The organism is Spirochaetota bacterium (assembly GCA_017999915.1).
Classification (GTDB): Bacteria; Spirochaetota; UBA4802; order UBA4802; family UBA5550; genus RBG-16-49-21.
This window is the reverse complement of sequence record JAGNKX010000001.1, coordinates 673,297-689,248: the sequence shown is the minus strand read 5'-3', so window position 1 is coordinate 689,248 and position 15,952 is coordinate 673,297. Positions and strand designations below refer to the sequence as shown.

Annotated in this window: 11 protein-coding genes; 4 read left to right on the top strand and 7 right to left on the bottom strand. The window is 42.6% G+C overall.

Annotation, left to right across the window (positions count from 1 at the left end; genetic code table 11):
* Positions 1–13: 13 nt before the first annotated feature.
* From KA369_02890 to KA369_02870, 5 genes are all read right to left on the bottom strand, one after another.
* Positions 14–397 (bottom strand): AMMECR1 domain-containing protein, encoded by a 384-nt coding sequence (locus KA369_02890; protein MBP7734899.1) that lies wholly within the window; start codon positions 395–397, stop codon positions 14–16.
* 267 nt (positions 398–664) lie between these two features.
* The gene (locus KA369_02885; protein MBP7734898.1) at positions 665–1,381 is read right to left on the bottom strand and encodes a VanW family protein; all 717 of its coding nucleotides are present in this window, start codon (positions 1,379–1,381) and stop codon (positions 665–667) included.
* Between the two features lie 99 nt (positions 1,382–1,480).
* A complete protein-coding gene (gene pyk / locus KA369_02880; GenBank protein ID MBP7734897.1) occupies positions 1,481–3,244 on the bottom strand; it encodes a pyruvate kinase in 1,764 nt (587 codons plus the stop codon).
* A gap of 2 nt (positions 3,245–3,246) precedes the next feature.
* Positions 3,247–5,049 carry a DUF4139 domain-containing protein gene (locus tag KA369_02875; GenBank protein MBP7734896.1) on the bottom strand — a complete coding sequence of 601 codons (1,803 nt, stop codon included), beginning with the start codon at positions 5,047–5,049 and terminating at the stop codon, positions 3,247–3,249.
* 229 nt (positions 5,050–5,278) lie between these two features.
* On the bottom strand, positions 5,279–8,122 hold the full coding sequence (locus tag KA369_02870) for an MMPL family transporter (protein ID MBP7734895.1): 2,844 nt from the start codon (positions 8,120–8,122) through the stop codon (positions 5,279–5,281).
* A 744-nt stretch (positions 8,123–8,866) separates the two neighbouring features.
* On the opposite strand from KA369_02870, the gene KA369_02865 reads away from it, so the two are divergent.
* From KA369_02865 to KA369_02855, 3 genes are all read left to right on the top strand, one after another.
* On the top strand, positions 8,867–9,730 hold the full coding sequence (locus tag KA369_02865) for a PhnD/SsuA/transferrin family substrate-binding protein (GenBank protein MBP7734894.1): 864 nt from the start codon (positions 8,867–8,869) through the stop codon (positions 9,728–9,730).
* Positions 9,731–9,851: 121 nt separating this feature from the next.
* The gene (locus tag KA369_02860) at positions 9,852–10,547 is read left to right on the top strand and encodes a hypothetical protein (GenBank protein MBP7734893.1); all 696 of its coding nucleotides are present in this window, start codon (positions 9,852–9,854) and stop codon (positions 10,545–10,547) included.
* Positions 10,548–10,568: 21 nt separating this feature from the next.
* Positions 10,569–11,660 carry a hypothetical protein gene (locus KA369_02855; protein ID MBP7734892.1) on the top strand — a complete coding sequence of 364 codons (1,092 nt, stop codon included), beginning with the start codon at positions 10,569–10,571 and terminating at the stop codon, positions 11,658–11,660.
* 4 nt (positions 11,661–11,664) lie between these two features.
* On the opposite strand, the gene KA369_02850 is transcribed toward KA369_02855, so the two are convergent.
* Both KA369_02850 and KA369_02845 read right to left on the bottom strand, forming a co-directional pair.
* Positions 11,665–12,723 carry a hypothetical protein gene (locus KA369_02850; protein ID MBP7734891.1) on the bottom strand — a complete coding sequence of 353 codons (1,059 nt, stop codon included), beginning with the start codon at positions 12,721–12,723 and terminating at the stop codon, positions 11,665–11,667.
* Positions 12,724–13,889: 1,166 nt separating this feature from the next.
* The gene (locus tag KA369_02845) at positions 13,890–15,116 is read right to left on the bottom strand and encodes a DUF1015 domain-containing protein (protein MBP7734890.1); all 1,227 of its coding nucleotides are present in this window, start codon (positions 15,114–15,116) and stop codon (positions 13,890–13,892) included.
* 162 nt (positions 15,117–15,278) lie between these two features.
* Between KA369_02845 and KA369_02840 the strand changes: the two genes are divergently transcribed.
* A complete protein-coding gene (locus tag KA369_02840) occupies positions 15,279–15,941 on the top strand; it encodes a redox-sensing transcriptional repressor Rex (GenBank protein ID MBP7734889.1) in 663 nt (220 codons plus the stop codon).
* Positions 15,942–15,952: the final 11 nt, after the last annotated feature.

Genomic DNA, 15,952 nt, shown 5'->3' with positions numbered 1-15,952 from the left:
AATGTTCGCAACATCACTCATGGTTATCCTGCTGCAGTGTTACCGCCCTGAACCCGTAAACCTGGCAGGAACTCCCCCGCATAATTTTTTCTATATATTGCATGCTTTTTATCTCAGCCGGCACATATATGGCGGCACTGTTCCCACACTGCAGCATTACTCCATAATACTGAAGATCAATTGAGCCAATATCATTGACTGGAAAAGGCTGGGATGTGATCGTTATAATGATCCTGGTATTCCTCAGTTCAGAGATATCAAGGGGCCTGTACCGCGGGTCTCTGGTGAGTGCCCCGGTAAGGTAATCGGAGAGAAGGCTTTCCCCATCGGTGATACTGTGGGAGAAAGCCCCGTAACATCCCCTCACTTTTTTCCCCTTTGAAAGAGTAACGAACAAACCCAGTTGTCCAAAAAAGCGCGGTATTGACCCATGAAACCGATCGCTGCATGGTGTCCCGGTTAGTTGCGCCCTGGCCCGGCATCGGAGCCAATCCAGCAGTTTGAGGCATTCAGGCGTGCCGGAAAAATCCCTCCATTCCGAAAGGAGAGGGTCCTCGACCGACCGCACTTCCCCGGGATACAACACTACGGCAAACAGAATAATGCATAATGCCGCCGCAATTCGGTTAATACTGCCCAGGATCATCAGATAAAATCCAGGTAATTAACGTTCATACACGGGCTGATAATAATCTTTGTAGAGAAGCATGTTTTCAACCAGCTTGTCTCCCTGATATCGTTTGCGGTACACCAGCACCGACATTCCCGGCCTGATCCGTTCCATATCATCCGCGAGCGGGACAGCCTGTTCATCTTCTTCAGTATATATCTCATACCTGAATGGTATATTCCGATCCGCCAATACCTTTACTGTTATGCTTGAATCTCCGGCCGTCATTTCCAGTTTCAACGGATACTGATAGGGATTCCTGATCCTGAGGTCTTTTTTACCGTATTTTATGGTCGCGTCCAAACCCAGCGGCACATAGGAAACCGGCTGGGAATGACGATGACGCTCTATTATAATGCATCCCGCCATCAGGAGCGCATTGAAGAGCGTTGAAGATACCTGGCAGAGACCGCCCCCAGGCTCGAAGGCGATACGGTCCCGGTAGAGGACCCTCCCAGGGACAAAGCCGTTCTGCGCCGATCCCTCACCGACCACGGTATTAAAAGAAAAAACTGAATTGGGCGGTATCACGGTTCCGTTCAATTTCTGGCAGGCTATGGTGATATTGCGTTTGACGTTCGTGTCCTGGCCTTCGATTGAGGTGGAGAATGTGGCCGCCCTGTATTTTTCAGCAGCATCTGCCGGATTATGCTGGGCATCATGGATTCCCTGCATCAGCAGCAATAGAGATAGAATAATGAATACTCTCAATGGCCGGTCCAACTATTTCCCTCAGTGATTATATGGATCCTTTCTATATCATAAATCCTGATAACAGTTAGTCAAGTCAATTCAACTGAATCAGGGGATTCATTTCTTCAGGCCGCTGTAGACCCTTCCTGTAGATCCTTCCACCGTGATCACTGTGCCGCTCTTAAGTATTTCCGTTGCGGACCGGGCGTTCGCTATGACAGGCAGCCCCAGTGCTTTCCCGACCGTGACGGTCTGCGACTCGCTCTCCTCTTCAGTGACAATGGCAGCGGCATTTTTCATGACCGCAAGAATCTCATCGGTACTCTTCCGTATCACCATTACCTGGCCGGCATTGAGGTCCCTCAGATCATCCGGATTATTTATTACGCATACCTGGCCGCTGGCTGTTCCTGCGGTCATGCCAGTTCCCTCCACAAGGACGTCACCGACAATATGGACCTTTATCGTATTGGTCGTACCACTCACATCGGCTATCATCCCCCCGGTGATGACCATGCAATCTCCGTTGACGACTAGTTTCGATAATGACGCCCTGGTTACCGCCTGCTGAAACACTTCATCAGTGGAATCCTTTTTCTCTGTCATATCGGGAACCACTCCCCATGCCAGTGAAAGCTGGTTGTAGACATCTTTCGAAGTTGTAACAGCCAGGATCGGACATGCGGGATGATACTTGGATACCATGGCCGCCGTATGTCCTGATTTTGTCACGCAGACGACAGCCGATGCGCCCAGGGTATGGGCCGTGTCGCAGGCCGCGCGGCTCACTGCGTTGGTAACATTTCTTGACACGGTGACGTCCATGTCATTGAACCGCTTCACATAATCGATATCTTTTTCTGTTTCAATGGCAATCTTTGACATTGTAAGAAGGGAATCGATGGGATATTTCCCGACAGACGTTTCGCCGGAAAGCATGATGGCGCTCGTGCCGTCGTAAATGGCGTTTGCCACATCGGTGATCTCAGCCCTGGTGGGTCTCGGATTGCGGATCATCGAATCGAGCATCTGCGTAGCGGTGATGACGGTTTTTCCCGCTCTGTAGCATTTTCTGATGATGCTCTTCTGTATTGAGGGAAGTTCCTCAAAGGGTATCTCAACGCCCATGTCACCCCTGGCAACCATTACGCCGTCGCTCACCCGTATGATCTCGTCGATGGCATCAACACCTTCACGTATCTCTATCTTGGATATTATTTTTATCCCATCGCCGCCGTTTTTTTTCAGCAATTCCCGAAGCTCCTTGATGTCGTTGGCATTCCTGACAAATGAAGCTGCTATGAAATCGAATTTGTTCCGTATTCCGAACAGAAGATCATCGCTGTCCTTGTCGGTAATAAAGGGAAGCTTATTGGCGGCACCGGGAATATTGATTTTTTTATTATTGCTGAGGGTGCCGCCGTAGACGACCTCGCAGATCACTTCCGTTTCTTTAATATCGGTGACCTTCATGCCTATCAGGCCGTCATCCAGCAGCAGCATCTGGCCCTTATGCACAACCAGGGGGAATCCTCCATAGGCCACTGACACAATGGTATCCGTCCCCGCCACGTCCCGGTTCGTGAAGGTAAAGGTAGATCCATCGGCCAGTTCAACCTCTTTATTGGCGAACTGCTTGATCCTTATTTCCGGACCCCTGGTGTCGAGCATGAGTCCCACCGGCAGCCCCATTTCATCGCGAAGGCTTTTAATATGATCGACCCTCTTTTGGTGCTCTTCATGGGAACCGTGGGAAAAATTCAACCGGCCAACATTCATTCCATTGATCAATAGCGTGCGCAAGATGTCGCCCTCATCCGTTGCCGGTCCCAATGTACAAATGATTTTTGTCTTTCTCGTTTCCAAACGTCTATTTTCCATAATTACCTGATACCCCATACCCTGTTTTCTTTATCGAAAGTAATAATGATATCGTAGGTGATCACTTTTTTCGCGTGGGGCTCCATGGCCAGTTTCCATTTCCTTATACCCTGGGAATAGGGGGTGGATTTTTCAAATTCCTCATCCTTCATAAAGGGCACCGATATATTCTCGATTTCCAGCTTTATCTTTTCATTTCTTGAGACCGGGAACGCGTCGGTGATGACCAGGTCCTCGCTTCGAGGCAGCTGATTCTCAATTGTCACTTTATACGAGTATTTGATTCTACGCTTTCCGCCCAGTGCGCCGGCTGTTTCCTCATATTTTTTAACCAGCTCCTTCAATGCGGTGATCCTTGATTCTGTCCCCAGCACAAGCTCCCGATCCTTTCCCGGCGGCGTAAAGGGAATTGCAACCTTTCCCATAAACTCATTTTCCAAAAAAATCTGGGCCTCACCGTCAAGCCACGGCAGTTCCGTCGAATTTTTTAGGGTCGCCTTTAAAAAGGCGTTGTTCGTCTTCTCGGGGGTCAATTCATAATAGAATCTGACCTTGTTTTCCCCTTCCAGTTCATATTCCTTTACATATTTTTTTTGATACTTCGTTGATGACGCTATATTCTGCTTTGACGGAATTGTGATCGCAAAATACGATCCTTCTTCCCGTATGGTGGTCTGATATTCCTCTTCCTTCTGCTTTTCATCTTCCACAGGCATTACTCTTTTAGTCATTTCGGACGCATATTTTTTATCCTTTCTGCCGGTGCTCTCTTCCCTGTATGTCGGCTCCAGATCGAGATACCATGGCCGGAGCTCCGGGGGGCTGATAGTGTTTATCGGCGCTCCCGTGGACAGGGAGAGGCTGATATTTTCCCAGTTCTCTCCGGTCTTTTGGTAGATATCGCCGTATATCACCATCATGGCATTCTTTTTTTTACCGCTGGCCCTTATGTCATATTTCATCTGCCACCTGGTTTCCGGAATGACATAGCTGACATTCAAATCAATCTCGGTATTTTCCGGCGAGTAGATGCTGACATTCAGTCTTTTTTCAATATCCACTTTCTCCGTGGGATTTTTGAATAGCCTCTTTTTTTCACCGTACTCGCCGGTATTGCCGGCATATTGCTGTATATTCAAAGCAGACCTGTTATCCAGAATTGCCTTGTTCAACGTCTGATAATTTCTGAAATAGGTAGTACCCGCTATCTGGGACAGTTCAAATTCCCATTTCTGGATCTCTTTGCCGATTTTTTCTCTCTCCTTTTCGATCTTTCGTTTTTCACGAAGCAGATTGTTCATCTTGGTGGATACATATTCGAGGGTATTGTCCCAGAGGCTTATCTGGGGAATGCGGGTCGCCAGTTCCTTTGATACCGTGGCGTTGGTAAATTCCAGAATCGAATTAAGGAACTTTTCCTGGGAATTTATATTTTTCAGCTCATCGATGCAAACCTGGTCCTTTTCACGCAGTCCTTCCAGCTTCTCCTCAATCGTTACAATGTTCCGCTGCCTTTTCTGAACGAGGGCCTTTTGCTCCACTTCGATGGAATTGATCTTACCGCCGAACCCGGCAGGCAGACTTCCCCTGACCGACCAGTCGTATAACAGCGGCGAAAGATTGCTGATGACGACCGTGTTGAGTCCCTTTTCGAGCTTTAGCCGCGCCTGCCGCACTATCGTCGCCTGGTTCTGGTAGAGCTTCACCGATATGATCTTACTTGTTTCAACTGTTTCCTCGGCCAGTGATCCATACCATATGCCACAGATAAGCGCCACTGCCACTATCACTGAATGTTTTTTCATATTACCCTCGTAGTAATTCGCTTATGCAGCGCTTTATTCTATTCGCTTGTAACATTGAATGGCGCTTTTTCATATAATAATACAATAGGGGATAATTATCATTTAGTCAAGGCAATGATAAAAAATAATTGAATTCATTGAATTTCAATCTCAAATAAAAAAGGCATCTATCTAGATGCCTTTTAATTTCAATTGTATTTTACTTATATCGAACTAGAGATGAATCTTTTTATTTCTTTTTTCTGGTCGACTTTTTGACTGTCTTTTTAACAGCAACGGTTTTTTTGGATCTGCTATTCGCCTTAGATGGCGCTTTCTTTTTTACAGGACTGTCCTTCTGTGGATCAACAACAGCATCCATGCCGGTACCCTTTACCTCCGGCGCTCCTTCCTTGTTCTTCATCACATACATATAGTCGATGAATGCCGGCAGGATAATAAGCGCGGTAAACATGCACAAGATAATGCCGATAAGAAGTATTTTACCGAAGGCGGATACTCCTGTATGACGCGCAAATACAATACTGACTAATCCCGCGATGATTGCAAGCGCTGCAAAGGCCAGACCCTTTCCTGTTGTCCTTGTAGCGGCAAAGGCCGTGATTGTCGTATCTTCCCTCCATCTGTGAACAATCCGGAGACCATATACGATACCGAGGCCAAGCAACAACGGCAGCCCCGCGACATTGGCAACATTATAATCAACGCCGAATATATACAGAAACAGTTGAAGCCACAACATTCCAATTAACAACGGCATCAATGAAAGAAGCACCCCGCGAATACTTCGAAAATCAATGATCAGAAGCACCAGAATAACAAAGAATGAGTAAAGCATAGATTGAAACACGGCGGTAACAGCCTGGCGGACATAAACGCGGTGAGTCACGGGAAAACCAGTCACATTGGGTGTAACGCTCTTAAGCTCGGTGACAAATTTGTCAAGAAAGTCGACGTCCCACATCGATCCTTTTGGAGACACCATTGCCACGTAGGTCCCCTGGTCGCTCTTAAATCGGTTTATAATCTCTTTGGGGAACGTGGCTTCAGTGACGATCGACGGATTGAAGCTATCGCGGATAATCTGTGTGGCTTTGGCTAAATTGACGAAAAGCTCCTTCTCGAATTTTTTAGTCCTGGCCAATGCCATGCCGTCCTTATCTGCGGCCAATTTGGTCTTTATACTTTCAATATTGTTGGCGATGTTATCGAGCTGCTCCACCAGATTCTTCTGGTTTCCGGCAAAGGCCTTTTCCTGGGCATCCTCGAAATAGGAGTTCATCCGGTCAAGGACGGCAATAAAATCCGCCCCGCTTTGATTATTATCCTTCAGCTCGATACGGAAGTTCCCCAATAGTGGTTTAAATTTTTTAATAATTTTCAGCTTCTCTTCCTGCTCCGGCGGAATTAGCCCTGCCAGGGAGTCAACTTTGCTGACCGTTGACAATTTTTCAACCTTGTCGGTAATGCTTTTCAGGTGATTGAGGTCCTTGTCGGTTATCATCGCAAAAGACATCTTGTAATCGCTTTCATCTTCCATCCTATTCTGGTAGATGGTCGATTCAGTGTTGCTTGGCAGCATTTTGATCACATTAAAATCCATCTTGATCCTAGTTGCCGCAATTATGCTTACAATTGAGATTATGACACAGGCGCTAATCAGCACTAAATGGATCTTTTTTCTTTCCAGCTTAACTGTCTCGTTAATGGTCTCCTTTACATGATAATCCCTGGGCTCGACCGGGATATTCATAAGCAGCGCCGGCATCATGAGGAACGTTGTAAACAAGACGACAATGAGGCCCACGCCGGCCGCGAATCCAAGTTCCGAGTATCCCTGGAACCTGGAAAGGGACAGGGCAAAAAAAGCAAGGCTGGTCGTGAGTCCGCCCGATATGATTGAGCGGCTGGTGAGAACGACCGATTTATATATCGCTTCATTCTGCGACAGCCCGTTCCCCAGTTCCTCTTCCGTGCGCTGCAGCAGGTAAATACCGAAATCGATTCCTATACCGAAAAGAACGGCCATAAAGGATGAGCTGATAAGATTCAGCTTGCCCAGCACTATTGTTATAATTCCCAACGATATGGCAAGACCCGCTACCGTCGGAATAATACCGATTATCATTTTTTTAATTGAGCGAAAACCGATCAGGAGAACGAGCGCAACAATAATAACCGACAAAATAGCCGCATGGCCGACATCAGAATAAATCACCTCAGTCTGAGTGAGCACGTGTGCGGGCATCCCGGTAAAAGCCACCTTGATTTTATTCTGCAATTCCGGATGTGTCTTTTTCGCCCTGTCGCACGCTGCACGGATATCTTCCATAAAAGGCTTTAAATAAGTAATTTCATCGTTATAATTCCGGGGTTGAATGAAGAGGTACATCATTTTAAAATCGCGGGAAAACAGGTAACCCTCGCTCTGCAGTATTGCCAGCTGGGGAAACCCTGACTGGGAAAGCTTTTCAGCTAATTTCAATTTATTCTGATTCGGGTTGTCGATCCACTCGTTCCATTCGCGGAAAAGCACATTCAGAAAAGATATGATTTTTGTCGCGGATTCGACATTGATATCGCTGTTCGGATCCTTGAAGCTCTTATTGATCTCATTGAGAAGGGCATGAAGATTTGACACATTCTGGATCCTTGCTATCATCCCCTTTTTTTTCTGTATCAGCTCGAAGCCCTTGTTTAAATCTTCAACCGGAACATAAAGAGGGGCCCTTTTCAGCAATACGCTCGCGTCAACTTTATAAAATATCGATTTGACCCATTTTTGTTCTTTGCCGATTTCACGGGCGAAATCATCGGCATATTCCTTGCATGCATCGCTATCCCCTTCAAGAACAAGGATAAGATTGTCTGAAGAACCGAATTCCTTGTTGAATTGAATATACTTGGCCTGTTCAGGATCGTCTTTGGGGATAAGATTTTGCTGTGATGAGGAAATGATGAGTCGAGGAATAAATGCGCCGAGAATGACGGTTATAAGCGACATGACAATCAGGAGCAGTTTTCCCCGCTTCAAAGATAGATTATAAATATAATTCAGGATTTTCTTTTGCATAATACTCTCTACAATGAATAATTATTCTTGATAGTTGTTACAATCAGTAATGCATCCAGCCAATATGCATTATCAATCTCGTGCTATTCCCTGCTCCTTCCCTACATACAAATATGCATTAATTTTGCAAACATATACGATCAACAGCGACCATGGATATAAGATAGGATTAAGTTTAATAGTAGCATTGACTTAGATTTATTCGCAAATTACATAACTTTAATTATTTAAAACCATATCTAATAATTATTAGTTACATAATAAAACAACTTTTTTTTTGTAATACAAAAAAAATGTTATAACGCACATATGCACAATAGATACGACCTACATATATTACTTAATAAAAATATAGTGTTAGATTGGATATCTTTTTTATAATTACTGCTCAATACTATTCAAATCACATTATTTGAATCTATTGCTTACAAAAATGAATACAATGCATCATTGCTATAAAAAATTTTTAATGATATTATTAATCGTAAAACTTTATCACATATTTATGTATCTAAATCTCGTAATATTTATGTTAACGTTTTTTAGTCCAAAATGCCTGCGCTTCTGTCATTCTAAAAATTCGTTGACATTGATGATAATAATGAAGAAAATGTACATATTAAATAAACCTCTTTCAAATAATTCAGGAATGATTCAATACTAACAAATATGTAATCCTCCAATTTATTTTTCAGTGACGTTTAATTTGTATTTAAATTATATAAGACAAAGGAGATTTTCCTGATGAATAGCAAGAAATTCTTAGCTTTAATAACAGTGATTGTGTGCGCCGTTTTTTTCTTTCCTTTTCATTCAAAAGGGTACTGTGCTGAAAAAATCAATTTTGCCGTAATATTTCTCGGTGGTCCCGATACCGGAGAGGAAGGCGAGAAAATTATATCCCAGTTCATGACATCATTGACAAAGCTGACATCCATGAAAAAGGATTCCCTTCAGGGGAAATATTTCAATAATATATCTGATGCAAAATCTTACATAAAACAGAATAAAAACTCCTATATCATGGGATCCCTCGGATTTTATCTGGCCAATAAAAAATCAATGAACCTGTCGCCGCTTGCAGTGGTTAAAATAGGCGGAGATGACAAGGAACAGTATTATCTGATCGTAAAAAAAGGTGCTTACAAATCATTGAAACAGCTGAAAGGAAAGGTTCTTGCCGGGAACATTCTGTATGAAGATACGAAATTCATCAATAAAGTGATATTCGATAATAAAATTGATGTAACGAAGCATTTTCAACTGAAGCCTTCCAACCGGCCCCTCTCGGCGGTCCGCAAGCTCACATCAGGTCAGTTCGATGCCGTTCTTCTCAATAATATGCAGTATAACAGCCTTAAAAATCTGGATGTGTTCAATAAAATTGAAGTGATCTTTCAATCCTCAAAAATGCCCGCCCTGGGATTGATGATGACGAATACAAAAACCAACAACGCCGCCAAGAATAAAATCGTCAATGCCGTGACCAGAATGTGCAACCAGGCAGACACCAAAGATGCGTGCAAGAACTTTGGAATTGACGGTTTTGACAAACTTGAAGCGGAGACTCTGAAAAATGAGATTACTAAATACGAAGGCAATAAGTAGTTTATTAATCACGATAGTATGTACCGGATGCGGAATTCATCAGGAACTGGTCAGGACCAACCAGGTAATGCAGGCCGGTGAACGTACGGAACCGGATTACTTAAACGCGGACATACATTCATTGCCGATTGTTAACAACCCCAGGGCCCTTACCGACCTGGCAGATACGCTCGGAACACGATCCGCGTCCTTCGGGCAAAAGGTTTATGCCCTGCGCCTGGCCGTACAGGCTAATTTCATCGACAAGAAAAGCAAGAATACCGCTCTGGTCCTTTCGCGGCTCGCTTTCCTGGTGGCTGATTCCATCGATGGCGATGAGGACAAGATAAAGAAAAGCGCTGAAATCGGCGTTAAAGCCGCACGGTCTGTTGGCATTAACGACGATAATCCTGAGGCATGTTACTATTTTGCCCTTAACCAGGGATTAATTGTCCAGATGAGAGGCCTTTTCGCGCTCAAGCAGCTTCCCGAAATTCATCAGGCTCTGAAAACCGCTCAAAAAGTCGAAGCCCTTGATGCCGGAGGACCCCTCCGCGTTCTCGGCATGATGTATCTCAAGGCCCCTGCGTGGCCCACCGGCATAGGCGATCTTGACAAGTCCCTGGAACTACTGGAAAAAGCAACGGCCAATCATCCGGAGAACCCGCAGAACTTCATGTTCTATGCCGAGGCTCTTATACAGGATGACAACAAGGAAAAGGCCCTGCAAAATCTGGATATTGCCGAACGGCTCGCTGTTCCTGAGATATGGGGATCTTACTACTCGAAGAGATGGCTCGCCGAGATTGAGCTTTTGAAAAAAAAGGCGGGTAAATAGCATCCTGAAAACAACATCACTATGCCGGGAATTGTAACTCACAGCAGGGTTCTCAAGGAATCCATATCGCTATTATCCAGGAGAGAAAAAAAAAGCTATCTTCTCAGATCGATCGAAGCACTCTTCCTTTCTCCTGACCATTATGCTGCCGGCCTCTACGGGTCAATAGGCCCAAACATTTTTGACTACATCCCTCCATGGGGAAACCCTGTGCTTAACGGTACAACCATATCATTCTTTCTTCACGATGGGGGTTTTACCAGACTTTTACAAACGATGGTGAATAAGATTCATGTGTATCCTGATAAAAATAACGAATGGGCGGCTGCACAGCGTTCATATCTGTACGGATTTATCTCCCACATCATGACTGATTCGATTTTTAATCCTTTCATCTTTTATTATTCGGGTTTTCCCAACAGCACATCAAAAAAAGAAATCAATTATTATCGCGAGCAGAACCTTCTGTTTAAATACAATCTTGATAACTATTTTCAGTACCATGATGAGCGCAGCAAAGAATTTTTATTCAAGCTGGATGACATGCTTCCGCGGCAAAAATATTTTTCAAAAACAATCCTTGATCATTCCTTGCAAACATTTATTCTGGAATCTATCAAAATCACCTACCCGGATATCTATCGAAAAATGATCCTTCCCTACAAAAACAAATCCGGCTCCGAGACTCTCCCCTCAATAAGCTCTCTGGCAATTCTCCCCTCCTGCATCAGAATCGCTTATCGGCTGAAACGGACAAACAGCGTCCGCCTTGCAGATTTTTTAAGGTACCTCCGGAGAAACAATCTTCTTTATTCGAATTTTATTATCCGTTATCCGATGAATAAACGTTACAACAAGAATATTTTGAACCTTCACCGGGAACGCTGGGAAAACCCCGCTGGCAAGCCTGGATTACACTATGAATCCATACATAATTTACTGGCTTTATCCTGTGAAAAAACCATAGAGGCATGGGAAAAAATCGAGTCCTCTCTATACACAAGGAAAATGCCTGATCTGAGCGACATTGTGGATATCAATACATTTACAGGCGACAAAAAACTCGCTTTTCGTGATCTGAAGATAAAGAACCCGATACGCCTTAGTTCATGATTGGCTATTGTTTTTTTAAATTAGCGGAAAAATGCTTTTTTGAAAGATTCTGCAATTCCCCGTGGGGCAGAAATTTTATCATCCCCGGATTATCAATTATTTCCGACTTGCCCATGCTTTTAGAAATAAACCGAACGTAATTCATCGCCGCCACACGATGGGGATTGATGGCATTGTAATTGAGATAGCTGTATAATACCGACAATCCAAGCAGGGGATTATAATACATGGTGCTCCCCAGAGAAAGCTCTTCGCCCTGTACTTGATCAAAATTATTATATTTGTTATTGAGAACTTTATGTGTCAGCTCATGGATGATGAACATTTTCCATATTTCGTTTTTGATATTCTTTCTATCTTTAAACGCCTGGGATAGGCAATATTTAATATCATCCGTTATCTGGGACCCAACAAAAAACATCGAGCTGACATTCTCACCGTTAAGTATTTTCTTTGCGATGATATAATCATTATCAACCTCAACGGTATTGATGTAAATCATATCAAAATAGAATGTGGAATTGCTGGTCGAAAATTCATCATAATAGATGAATGGTTGAATATTATATATATTCTCCTTTATTTCGAAAAAAGGATGCTTGATATCAACGAGCTGTTTTTTCCCAAATATGCAATAATCAAGAGAAATCTTATCGGCCCATGAATTTTTATCTTTTGAGAATTTTATAATAATGTTCCGTGCAATAAGAATCTCCTCAACGTAATGCAACGTCTTGACATCATACTTCCTCGGTTCCAGATAAATCATCAATAAAAGATTTGCCAGGTTTTTCAGCTTTTTATCGCGAAGGGTATTAAGGTAATTCTTATACTCTTTAATATGAAACCCCTCGCTTCCCATTATTTTCAAAGGAATGCTATCCTTTTGAATCATGTTTACAAAATGAGGGTTTTCATTAAACAACAACACTATATATGCATAAAATTTCCCATTAATGCTTTTAATATTAACCGATTCTGCATAATAATTATAGCCACCGTAACTGCCGTCATATAACTGCGCATGACCGGTATTGATCCATATAAAAGTGATCAGAATCAATATCATTCTCACACATATCACCGGGGGCTTATATAACATATTGAGTTTCATTAAATGACCGGGCGTATATTTATATCATGTTTCCGGGGCAAATTCTTATTGGTAAAAGTAACCAGCAAGAATTGTCGTTGTATATAAAAAACTATGATTTTGAAATTATTGTGATTTTTAAATCATTGTCAATTAATTTATCAAAAAATCATAAAATCAGCCATTTACAATAGCTGTTTCGATCCAAGCTGAATTAATACATAAATCTGATCTTTAGCCTTAAAAATTTCGTTTCCAATACTCTATTTTAATCATGTTATATTTTACCAGTAATTACTGATAACGCTAATTCCATGATAAATTATGGGCTTCTCTAATAAGAATTTTCACAAACGCATCGAAAAACACCGATTTATGCATCGAAAATATATAGAAGAGAGCATCCGGATTTATTTTTCCAGGTTTCCCAATAAAATTGGATAATTTACTAGTAACTTTTTTTCGACAATATGGATGGATAGTTTTTCTGAAAAATTAGTCTGCCTATGGATGTAAATACTATAAAAACCATGCTTCATCCCACGATTTCCTTTCATATAGTATTGCCACTAAATCAATAGGGACGGTTTGCAATGAATAAGGAGCCCTCAGAAGAAAAGCTTTTTCAAAAAGATAATCCGAAAACCAAAGGCAGTGGAGTAGTACAGCGGAATTCCTCTGACCAACCCCAGACTGTTAACACGATTAAGCCGGTTATATCGGATCTGGACAATCGCATGCTCTATATAGTAGATGCATATATCAAAAAGCTCCCTGATAACCAAACCAGAAAACAGCTCGCCCGCTATATGATAAATACCATCATTAAATCCGCTAACCTTTAAAAATTTCTTTACTCACTTGATGTGGTTCTTAATATTTTGTATCATGTTTGATTATAAAAGGAAACATAGAGAATATGAGCAGGCTTCCGGATGGAGTATTGAAGTACTATGAAAAAACCCATGAAACTTGAGGAATGCGTTAAATGTTCCTTCTTCCTCGACAATAGAGCTGATTGCGTTTTGTGCAAATTTGGCGATGAACTGGAGCATCGCGTTGTGGACAAGGGGACTGTGGTCGCCTGTCCAAAAAACAAGTAATATAGTTTTCGCTGCTATTTACGGGACCGTTGTCTACAGAAGATGCAGCACGATGCCGCTTTGGAGTTTTGGTTCGAACCAGGTCGATTTCGGCGGCATTATGCCATCCCCATCGGAAACACTCATCAATTGCTCGATTTTTGTCGGGCATAGTGAAAACCCGATCATGGAAGATCCGCTATCCACTCTTTTTTGAATTTTCTCAACACTGTTTTTCCCACCGATGAAATCTATCCGCTTATCCGTACGGGGATCCTCTATGCCGAGAATAGGTCCGAGAATATATTCCTGGAGTATATTTACATCAAGGCTGTTAATGGGGTCATTCCCCGGATCGAAGCGAGGATTCAATTTATGCCATGTGCCGCCCAGGTACATGAAGATATCATGAATAGCATCCGATTCCTTATTCTTCGTTTTTTCCACTGAAAACCTTTCAGATATCTTCGCGATGAGTTCTTCCGGTGTATGTCCGTTCAAATCATGCACAATCCGGTTATACGCTATAATTTTCAGTTGACGGTGAGGAAATATCACAGCCATGAAGCGGTTAAATTCCTCCACTCCCGTATAGCCAGGATTATTGTTACGACGCTGCAGGCCTACCCTTACGGCCGATGCTGCCCGGTGATGCCCGTCCGCAATATAAAGCACATCATCTCTGAAGGCGGCCTTGAATTTTTCAATAACCGAGGAATCCCTGATTACCCTGATGATCTGGCGTACGCCATCACCGCTGACATAGTCATATTCCGGCTCGATCTCCATCGCTTTTTTCATGAGAGACTGCTTGTTTTCGTTATCGCGGTAAAACAAGAAAACCTGGCCCGTATTGGCGTTTATAATATCAGTATGCCTGGTCCGTTCAATCTCCTTATCTTCCCTGGTTAACTCATGTTTTTTGATTATTTTATTATTATAATCATCGATGCTGACACAGGCTATCAGGCCCGTTTGCTCCCGGCCATCCATGATCTGCGTATAGAGATATAGATATGGAGTTTCGTCCTGTACATATATGCCATCGTTCACCATCTTTTTCAGGTAATCCCGGCCATGGATGAAAATTTTATCATTACGAAGATCAGCGCCCTTGGAAAAATCAATTTCAGGTTTTGATACATGATAAAAGCTCAGCTTATTATCGCCGGCGAGGATCCGTGCTTCATCGCTGCTGACAACATCATAGGGAAGGGCTGATACTTTTGCGACAAATTCTTTTTTAGGCCTGAGTCCTTTAAATTCAGTAATGGTAGCCATTGATTCACCTTATAAAAACATCATTCGATATCATATTCATTATTTCTCTTGCAAGGCAAAGCTAAAATACTATCCCATTCTTTCAAGAATAATACATAGTGAAATATTTCACGAATAAAATAATTTCTTGACATATATTGTGAATAATTTCACGATTTATAAATGATTATTTCTAATAAATTATTAAAAAATACGAAGATACCCCAACCCACACTTTCACGATTGTGCAAAATCTATTCTCTTCTTGAAGAGTTTCGACAGAAAGGTGAAACAACCATATCTTCTCAGGAAATCGGTAAAAGACTTGGCGAAGGTTCCCATAGTATTCGCAAGGATGTGGGATATCTCAACGAATCAGGAACCAGCGGTTCGGGATATAAAATAAATAGATTACAGAAAAGAATCCAGGAAGCCTTTGGGTTCAATAATCAACGCAATGCCTGTATCATTGGCCTTGGCAGCCTCGGTTCGATTTTGATCAATGGCCATGCCCCGACATTGCCTTGTTTTTCAATTATAGCCGGGTTCGATTCAAATACAAATATTTTGGAGACAGTGCAAACTTCAATCCCTCTTTATCCGACCTATGAAATTCCACAGGTTCTGAAAAAAGAAAATATTGAAATGGCTATCATCACTGAGCCGGATCGTAACATGGAAACAATCATGGACCGCTTGATTGAAGGCGGCATCAGGGGAATCATCAACATGACGCCGATGATTATCAGTTCTTCCGATAAATCGATCTATATACGTAACCTTGATATATTCACGGAATTCAGATTTCTATCAGCCCTTTTTACCCTTAATCCAAAGGAACTATAACTTTTTCCAGG

Coding starts and splice junctions, on each gene's coding strand:
- pyk (MBP7734897.1), bottom strand. CDS start 3,244: ATGGAAAATAGACGTTTGGAAACGAGAAAGACAAAAATCATTTGTACA.
- KA369_02875 (MBP7734896.1), bottom strand. CDS start 5,049: ATGAAAAAACATTCAGTGATAGTGGCAGTGGCGCTTATCTGTGGCATA.
- KA369_02870 (MBP7734895.1), bottom strand. CDS start 8,122: ATGCAAAAGAAAATCCTGAATTATATTTATAATCTATCTTTGAAGCGG.
- KA369_02865 (MBP7734894.1), top strand. CDS start 8,867: ATGAATAGCAAGAAATTCTTAGCTTTAATAACAGTGATTGTGTGCGCC.
- KA369_02855 (MBP7734892.1), top strand. CDS start 10,569: ATGCCGGGAATTGTAACTCACAGCAGGGTTCTCAAGGAATCCATATCG.
- KA369_02845 (MBP7734890.1), bottom strand. CDS start 15,116: ATGGCTACCATTACTGAATTTAAAGGACTCAGGCCTAAAAAAGAATTT.
- KA369_02840 (MBP7734889.1), top strand. CDS start 15,279: ATGATTATTTCTAATAAATTATTAAAAAATACGAAGATACCCCAACCC.